Source organism: Streptomyces sp. HD (genome assembly GCF_028369295.1).
Taxonomy (GTDB): Bacteria; Actinomycetota; Actinomycetes; order Streptomycetales; family Streptomycetaceae; genus Streptomyces.
Genome location: NZ_JAQMYP010000046.1, coordinates 77,092 through 83,151, shown reverse-complemented (window position 1 = coordinate 83,151; position 6,060 = coordinate 77,092). Strand labels below are relative to the sequence as shown.

Sequence of the window (6,060 nt, the reverse complement as noted above, 5' to 3'; positions counted from 1 at the left end):
GCGTCCGACCGGCGCTGCACCGAGCTCGACCGGCTGTCCGCCCGAGCGGCGACGGCCGTACGCCAACTCGCCCCGCTGCGCGAGGAGTACGACCGGGTGGCCCGCCTCGCCACGCTCACCGCCGGCACCTCGGCGGACAACGAACGCAAGATGCGCCTGGAGTCGTACGTGCTGGCGGCCCGGCTGGAACAGGTCGCCGCCGCCGCGACCGCACGGCTGCAACGCATGTCGTCCGGCCGCTACACCCTCGTCCACTCCGACGACCGCACCGGCCGTGGCCGCAGCGGACTCGGGCTGCACGTGGTCGACGCCTGGACCGGCCGCGAACGGGACACGGCGACCCTCTCGGGCGGCGAGACCTTCTTCGCCTCCCTCGCCCTCGCCCTCGGCCTCGCGGACGTCGTCACCGACGAGGCCGGCGGGGTCCGCCTCGACACACTCTTCATCGACGAGGGCTTCGGCAGCCTCGACGACCAGACCCTCGACGAGGTCCTCGACGTCCTCGACTCCCTGCGCGAGCGCGACCGCAGCGTCGGGATCGTCAGCCATGTCGCCGATCTTCGGCGGCGGATCCATGCGCAGCTGGAGGTCGTCAAGGGGAGATCGGGGTCGGTGCTGCGGCAGCGGGGGCAGTGAGGCAGGCCGTGGCACGGCCTGCCTCAGGGTTACTCGCTTCTCGACACTTCGTAGTACTCGGCCGTGGCCAGATCGAGTTGGAAGACCATGCCGTACTGCTTGCGGAGGGCGGCAACCGTCTTGGCCTTCGGCTCCAGCACGCACCGGGTCACGGGCGGATCGTTTTCCCGGCAGGCGTCCGGCTCCGGAACCAGTCGGCGGGAGTTCCGGTCGCGTACCGGATCCCAGGACAGGGTCTGGCTCGGGTCGGACAGCTGTGTCGGCTCCTCCGAGTCGGCGCCGATCGGGTTCGGTCCCTTCCCCCGGTAGTAGGCGACCAGGTGATCACGGTAGTCGTCATGGCCGAACGTGATCAGGGAGCCGGTGCGGTCTCCTTCATCCAGCATGCCGTCGAGGACGTTCCCCATCTGCTTCGGACCGGCACCGTAGTAGGCGGTGACACGCAACGAGCATTTGATCTTGTACGGGTCGTAGCCGTCCGGGTCGAACACCTGCCTGGCCTCGCCCCTGAGGCAGACATCGCGGACGACGACCAGGCCGAGGTCCAGCGGGGTGCGGTCCGCGTAGGCCCGGGCGACCGCGCGAAGGCGTTCCTCCGTGTCCTGCCGTGCCTTGACGGCCGGGGCACTGCCGGCGAGCTCGCGGGCTTCCTCGCGGCTGACCGCCTGGTCTTCGGACGAGCACGCGGAGACCGCCAGCGCCAGGATCGTCAGGAGACTCCCCAGCACGGTCGTGGTTCGCCGACGGCTCCGCGGCATGGCACTCCTCTTCTCCAGAATGTCTACTCCTTGCCGGTGCCAGGCAGAACGCGAGGCATACGGCGCGATGGTGCTCAGGATGCCAGGACTGTGCCGGCCTTCACCTTGATCGCGGAGTTGAGGGCTCGGCGCTTGGCGAGTTCCGTGCCATGGGTGCCGATCAGCGTGCGCTGGATCTCGGACTCGGCGTCGTGCCACACGGAGACGAGACCGGTCGTGGCCTTGCAGGCGGTGTCCGCGACCGCGACCTTCTTCTCCGCCGCTCCGGCGGTGTCGCCGGTGAAGGAGGGGTCGTTGTTCGCGTCGATGGGGGACTTGTAGGTGAGGCCCTTCGAGGCCATGCACGCCGACCAGCGGGCGAAGGCCGCCTTGACGTTCGGGTCGTTCAGGGACTGCTCGTAGGACTGGCCGTCCAGTTCGTCGACCAGCGTGTCATCGAGGTAGAGGCCGCTCTGCCCGCCGGTCAGCTGGTCGAGAGCCTGGCCGTAGCAGCCGCCCTCCGGAATCTCCGCACCGGTTTCGGTCGCTCGGACCCTCTTGGGCGCGCCTTTGGTGCGCTCGGGGGAGACGCCGTCGAGTGCGGCTTCCTCCGCCGCGGTGAACCGCGGTTCCTCACCGCCGATCACGGTGGCACCACGGGCACCCCGGGCGAAGTCGGGCCGGTAGCCGCTGAGTTCGGCGTCCTGCTGGCTGTAGGTGCCGTAACGGACGTCCTCGTGTTCCTCGATCTGCTCGGCGGTGCCGGCGGAGGGCATGAAATCGAAGGAGGCGAAGCCGATGCCCTTCATACAGGACGTGGTGATTTTCCACAGCGCCTGCTGGCTTCTCTCGTATTCGACAGGGCTGAGCCGATAGGCGTCGAGCGGGAGGCTCATCTCGGCGACCATCCGGGCGGGAGCGCCCTGAACTCGCTCTCCGGTACGAGGATGTTCGGCCGAGGAATTGGTGGTGGCCTGGCCGGAGCAAGCGGAAAGCGTCAGTGCTCCCACGGCAAGGGCGACGATCGGCATGGTCTTGATCACACGCATGGGCAGGGAATCCTTCCCGGGGTCAGTGGCCGCCGCCGCCTTCGTGGCGGGGGTACCAGTTCGTGGAGGAGTTCTTGTTCTTCAGCGCGGAGCTGAGGTTCTTGCGGCCCTGCGGCTTGAGCGAGTTGAAGGGGCCCTTCCACCAGCGGTCGCGGTGCACGCAGAACGCGGTGTTGCGGGTGCGGGAGTCCCAGGACGCGGCGTTGTCCTCGACCTTCTGCCGTGAGCCGGGACCGGTGTCGGGCTTGAAGATCTGCGCGTCCAGGTTGGCGCCGCCGTTGTAGATCGTGGCGACGGCTCCCTGCTGGTCGGAGTTGAAGTAGAAGCAGGCCTGCCGGTCGTTGCAACGCCTCGTCGGAGCGGCATCGGCCGGGGCGGTCACGGCGATGGACGCGGCGATGACCCCGAAGGCCAACAGCGGTACGGACACACGTTTTGACACAGAGGCTCCTGTGTGTGGGGAGGAAAGAGGGAACCGTCGCGGCTTCGGCCGGCAGCGGAAAGGCAGCGGAAACGGCTGCGGAAACGGCGGCGAGAATTATGCCGGAATCAACGGCGGCGAAAGATCGCGCAGAACGGAAAGCCCCCCTCGGACAGTGCGTCCGGGAGAGGCAGGTAGATAGAGGCGTCCCCCCGACGCGTAAGATCAGCCGTAGGGCGGATGGTTGGTCGGTTCCATTCGTCTACGGCGGAGTCACTTTAGCCACAGCGTTAACACACCGGTCAAGTGAGAAGCTGTGGCAGGGCCGGGCCTGTCTTGAAAGTGGTTTCCCGTCATCGGTGGATCCGGAAGGCGCGGACAAGCCATGCGGCGCCGGGTTACCTGTGAGCTTCCCGTGAAGCGGAGGAGGAGGCCAGGGCGGGGATGGTGGCGCGAGTGGCCAAATTCTGCCCCCATCGCGGCCTCTCAACGCGGCCCACTCACCGCGGCGCGGTCACTGGCCCAGCGGGCGGCGGAGCAGCGGTGAGGAGTAGACGACGCTCGTCGTCACCGACCCCAGCGTGCCGATCTTGCCGGAGATCTCCTCCAGGTGGCGCATCGAGCGGGCCGCGACCTTGATGACGAAGCAGTCGTCACCGGTGACGTGATGGGCCTCCAGGATCTCGGGGGTGGTGGCGACCAGGTCGTGGAAGGGTTTGTAGTTGCCGGTCGGGTACCTCAGCCGCACGAATGCGAGGATCGGCAGCCCCAGCCGGTCGGGGTCGACGACCGCGGCGTACCCCTGGATGACGCCCGCCTCCTCCAGCCGCCGCACCCGTTCCGTGACCGCGCTCGCGGACATGGAGACGGCGCGCGCCAGCTCGGCGAAGCTGGCGCGGCCCTCGCGCTGGAGGACGTCGAGTATGCGCCAGTCGGTGGCGTCCGGGGAAAACGCGGTCATGGGTGAGAAATAGCAGGGGAATCACCGGCTGATCAAGAGGTAGACCGTGGATCTCTCCTTCAGTGGGCGGATCAGTGGCCATAGATTTCTGGTCATGACGACTACTGCTACTCCACCCAGCGCCGGCACCCCTACCGCCACCGCCCGTACTGCCGGTGCCGCCGCCAACCCCGTTCTGCGCGTCGCCCCCGCCGCCCCGGCCGAAGCCGCCGCCTACTTCCGGGCGAGCCTCGCCTTCCACGCGGACGCCTCCGACGTCGCCGCGGCGCTCGCCTCCGGCGATGACCCCGGGTTCGTCGTCGTGGACTCCCGCTCCACCGAGTCCTGGGACCAGGGCCACATCCCGGGCGCGGTCCACCTCCCCACCGCCCTCATCCCGGAGCAGGCCGAGCAGCTCCTCGACAAGGCCGTGCCCGTCGTGACGTACTGCTGGGGCCCCGGCTGCAACGGCGCGACCCGCGCCGCACTCGCCCTCGCCGAACTCGGCTACCAGGTCAAGGAGATGCTCGGCGGCTTCGAGTACTGGGCACGGGAGGGTTTCGAGTTCGAGACCTGGCAGGACCGTGAGCGCCGGGCGCCCGACCCGCTGACGGCGCCGGTGGACGCGGACAACTGCGGCTGCTGAGGCCGGAGTTGGTCGCGGTGAGCGGGTGAGGTCCCGGTGCGTGTAGGTTCTGCTGCCATGGTGCGATACGCGGAACCGGGCGCGGTGGAATGGGTGGAGTCGGGCGGCGGCCCTCTGATCGCGGTACCGGAGACGGTGCTGCCGTTCTGGGCGGGCGCTGACGGCGACGAGACGGCGTCCGACTACGACCGTGCCTGTGAGGTCGACGGGTCCGTCGGCCTCCTGCCTGTCGGGGACAGCGCGGCCCTGGTGTTCGGCGACGAACCCGCGTCCACCTCGTACCTGCCCGACCACGGCGTCTTCGTACGGTGGTGCGCGGCCGACTCCGAGGCGGAACTGCTGGCCCGCGTGCCGGCGGCCCTCACCACGGCGGACTGGGGACACGAGGTGCACTGGAAGGTGCCCGGCACGGTGATCCTGTTCGACTCGGCCTGGCCGGGACCGGAGACCGAGCGGACCGAGCATCTGCGGGTCGCCCTGGAGCCGGGCGCGTACGCGGTCCGCGCCGCCCAGGTGCAGCCCGGCCCCGAGACCTGGCTGGGGCTGGTCCAGCTCAGACGGCTGTCGCACTGAACCGACGGCTGGCGCACCGAACTGACGCTCCCGCTCTGAACCGACTGCTCCCGCACTGGGCCGACGGCTCCCTGCCCTGAACCGACGGGCCGTGCGAACGAGCGTCGGCCCCCGCACCTGTGAGAAAACCAGGTGCGCCGCACCCCGGCAGCTCCCCATCATGATCTGCTGTGCCCCGACTCCCACATCCCGCTCCCGAAGACCTCCGCCGCGACCCCCTGCCCCTGCGCGGCCGCACCGCCCTGGTCACCGGGGCCAGCAGACGGGGCGGCATCGGTCATGCCGTGGCCCGGCGGCTCGCCGCGTACGGGGCGAGTGTCTATCTGCACCACCATGTGCCGCACGACGCCGCCATGCCCTGGGGAGCAGACCGGCCCGAGGACGTCGTCGCCTCCGTGCGCGAGGCGCTCGGTGACCCTGACGCCCGGGTACTCGCCGGTCCCGGCGACCTCTCCGACCCGGCCGCGCCCGCCGAATTGATCACGACGGCCGCCGCGGCGCTCGGCGGACGGCTCGACATCCTGATCGCCAATCACGCGCTGAGCGGCTCCGACGGCACCCTCGACGAGATCGACGCCACGATGCTCGACGCGCACTGGGCGGTCGACACCCGCTCGGTCGTGCTGCTCGTCCAGGCGCACGCCCGGCTGCGGCCGGCCGGCCCCGGTGGACGCGTCGTGATGATGACCTCGGGCCAGGACATCGCGGGCGGGATGCCCGGTGAGATCGCCTACGCCCTCCAGAAGGGCGCCCTCGCCTCGATCACCCGCTCGCTGTCGACCGCGCTCGCCGAGCGGGGCGTCACCGTGAACACCGTCAACCCCGGCCCGGTGGACACGGATTACCTGACCGGTGAGGCGTACCAGGCGGTGGCGTCCCGTTTCCCCGCCGGCCGGTGGGGCATGCCCGACGATCCCGCCCGCCTCATCGCCTGGCTGGCGACGGACGAGGCGGGCTGGATCACCGGTGAGGTCATCAACTCCGAGGGCGGATTCCGGCGTTGATCACAAGGCGGCCGGTCACAAGGCGGCCGCTCACAAGGCGGCCGGTCACCACGC

8 protein-coding genes are annotated in these 6,060 nt (G+C 69.8%); 4 read left to right on the top strand and 4 right to left on the bottom strand.

What is annotated here, in order from left to right; genetic code table 11:
• The coding region (locus POF73_RS34775) for an SbcC/MukB-like Walker B domain-containing protein (RefSeq protein ID WP_272123092.1) at positions 1 to 636 on the top strand (636 nt) is incomplete at its 5' end.
• A gap of 29 nt (positions 637 to 665) precedes the next feature.
• Here POF73_RS34775 and POF73_RS34770 read toward each other — a convergent pair.
• The 4 genes from POF73_RS34770 to POF73_RS34755 all read right to left on the bottom strand — a co-directional run bounded on the left by POF73_RS34770 (position 666) and on the right by POF73_RS34755 (position 3,804).
• On the bottom strand, positions 666 to 1,394 hold the full coding sequence (locus tag POF73_RS34770; RefSeq protein WP_272123091.1) for a hypothetical protein: 729 nt from the start codon (positions 1,392 to 1,394) through the stop codon (positions 666 to 668).
• A gap of 74 nt (positions 1,395 to 1,468) precedes the next feature.
• Positions 1,469 to 2,422 carry a hypothetical protein gene (locus POF73_RS34765; RefSeq protein WP_272123090.1) on the bottom strand — a complete coding sequence of 318 codons (954 nt, stop codon included), beginning with the start codon at positions 2,420 to 2,422 and terminating at the stop codon, positions 1,469 to 1,471.
• 22 nt (positions 2,423 to 2,444) lie between these two features.
• Entirely contained in the window at positions 2,445 to 2,864 is a 420-nt protein-coding gene (locus tag POF73_RS34760) for a hypothetical protein (protein ID WP_272123089.1), read from the bottom strand.
• A gap of 493 nt (positions 2,865 to 3,357) precedes the next feature.
• Positions 3,358 to 3,804 carry an Lrp/AsnC family transcriptional regulator gene (locus tag POF73_RS34755; RefSeq protein WP_272123088.1) on the bottom strand — a complete coding sequence of 149 codons (447 nt, stop codon included), beginning with the start codon at positions 3,802 to 3,804 and terminating at the stop codon, positions 3,358 to 3,360.
• A 94-nt stretch (positions 3,805 to 3,898) separates the two neighbouring features.
• Between POF73_RS34755 and POF73_RS34750 the strand changes: the two genes are divergently transcribed.
• The 3 genes from POF73_RS34750 to POF73_RS34740 all read left to right on the top strand — a co-directional run bounded on the left by POF73_RS34750 (position 3,899) and on the right by POF73_RS34740 (position 6,006).
• Positions 3,899 to 4,429, top strand: a complete 531-nt coding sequence (locus POF73_RS34750; RefSeq protein WP_272123087.1) for a rhodanese-like domain-containing protein — start codon at positions 3,899 to 3,901, stop codon at positions 4,427 to 4,429.
• 57 nt (positions 4,430 to 4,486) lie between these two features.
• The gene (locus POF73_RS34745; protein WP_272123085.1) at positions 4,487 to 5,002 is read left to right on the top strand and encodes an immunity 21 family protein; all 516 of its coding nucleotides are present in this window, start codon (positions 4,487 to 4,489) and stop codon (positions 5,000 to 5,002) included.
• A gap of 170 nt (positions 5,003 to 5,172) precedes the next feature.
• Positions 5,173 to 6,006 carry an SDR family oxidoreductase gene (locus POF73_RS34740; protein ID WP_272123083.1) on the top strand — a complete coding sequence of 278 codons (834 nt, stop codon included), beginning with the start codon at positions 5,173 to 5,175 and terminating at the stop codon, positions 6,004 to 6,006.
• The last annotated feature ends 54 nt before the right edge of the window (positions 6,007 to 6,060 follow it).

Excerpts from the sequence above, each read along its gene's own strand:
- POF73_RS34770 (WP_272123091.1), bottom strand. The coding sequence starts at position 1,394 with ATGCCGCGGAGCCGTCGGCGAACCACGACCGTGCTGGGGAGTCTCCTG.
- POF73_RS34755 (WP_272123088.1), bottom strand. The coding sequence starts at position 3,804 with ATGACCGCGTTTTCCCCGGACGCCACCGACTGGCGCATACTCGACGTC.
- POF73_RS34765 (WP_272123090.1), bottom strand. The coding sequence starts at position 2,422 with ATGCGTGTGATCAAGACCATGCCGATCGTCGCCCTTGCCGTGGGAGCA.
- POF73_RS34750 (WP_272123087.1), top strand. The coding sequence starts at position 3,899 with ATGACGACTACTGCTACTCCACCCAGCGCCGGCACCCCTACCGCCACC.
- POF73_RS34745 (WP_272123085.1), top strand. The coding sequence starts at position 4,487 with ATGGTGCGATACGCGGAACCGGGCGCGGTGGAATGGGTGGAGTCGGGC.